At 49.8% G+C, this 818-nt stretch carries 2 protein-coding genes; both read right to left on the bottom strand.

Annotation, left to right across the window (positions count from 1 at the left end):
• Positions 1-663 (bottom strand): type II secretion system protein N (locus tag R7R24_RS25930; protein ID WP_318119996.1); only part of this gene is annotated, 663 nt, incomplete at its 3' end.
• A gap of 1 nt (position 664) precedes the next feature.
• Positions 665-818, bottom strand: a 154-nt coding sequence (gene gspM / locus R7R24_RS25925) for a type II secretion system protein GspM (protein ID WP_318119997.1), incomplete at its 5' end; no start/stop codon positions are given.

The following is an 818-nucleotide window of genomic DNA, read 5'->3' as shown; positions in this document are numbered from 1 at the left end:
AGGTTTAAACAACGCTTTCGTTGAATAGCGTTGATTCGGCATCAGTTCCGCTGAAAACGCCGAGGAAACTTGCGTACTGGTTTGCTCACCTGATGCAGTTAGCACGCTATCTTGGCATTTCAAATCAGCAATAACAGGGCCGAGCTCTAAGCTTCCCACTGGACTTTGAATGCCACTGGCACTCCAAACCAATGTGCCTTCACCAGTTTTACACCACGGAGCTGCGTAAGTCGCATGACGAATGTTCAACTCCAGCTGGCCATCAACACCAACAGGCACCGGCAGGCGCGCTTGTTCGACGGCTTTCGATGCCGGGATCGACGCCACCAAATTTTCCGCGTAAGGGCCATCGCTGAGACTGTATCCAACTAAACCTCGACCGCGAACGTTCATATCGCTGCCGCGCCCAAAACGTACCGAAAATTCGGCTTTGCCGGTAAACAAGCTAGACCATTGGAAATCCCAATTCACTTGCCCTAGGTTTTGACGCTGCCAACGCACGCTAGAAGCCTGACCTTGCCAAACGGAACCGTGAGCACCTTGTATGTCTAGCCCTTTCACAGTGGGGGCTTGCTGGAGAACCCAAGAAACAGGTAACCCCATGATCAAGCTAACAGAAAAACAAACGATAAAGATTACAACGTAAAGTACTGCTCGCTTCACCTTAACCTCGCTTAAATTGCAGACGGTTCACATCAATCATGCCCGCTTGGTCTGTACGATCGATGTCTAAAAATTCAACTTCAATGCCTTGCTGCTCTTTCAAGTAGCGTAGCCAATCCACCAACTGGTTGAATGCGAGCGGTTTAATCCACACT

The sequence above is a fragment of the Vibrio sp. 704 genome, from assembly GCF_033339295.1.
Note: the sequence above shows the minus strand (reverse complement) of the source record. Positions and strands in the feature narration are given on the sequence as shown.